The organism is Veillonella parvula, from assembly GCF_024461875.1.
Classification (GTDB): domain Bacteria; phylum Bacillota; class Negativicutes; order Veillonellales; family Veillonellaceae; genus Veillonella; species Veillonella parvula_I.
Genome location: NZ_JANGAL010000156.1, coordinates 1 through 215, shown reverse-complemented (window position 1 = coordinate 215; position 215 = coordinate 1). Strand labels below are relative to the sequence as shown.

Below are 215 nucleotides of genomic sequence, written 5' to 3'. Positions count from 1 at the left end.
CAGCAATTTCATCAACAAAGGTATGACATACACCGCTGCCAGTTGCAATAACAGGTATGCTACTATCTTCTACAACACGACGAATAAGTCCAGCACCCCCACGTGTAATGATTACATCAATATATTCCCTTTGTTGTAAAAGTACTCCAACCAGATCTCGATCATGCATCTCAACGAGTTGAATAGAGTCACCATTAATACCTAACGACTCTAAG

General features: G+C 40.5%; 1 pseudogene. It reads right to left on the bottom strand.

Annotated features, from left to right (window positions below):
* Positions 1-215 (bottom strand): annotated as a pseudogene (gene proA, locus NE668_RS10195) (glutamate-5-semialdehyde dehydrogenase); the annotation flags it as partial.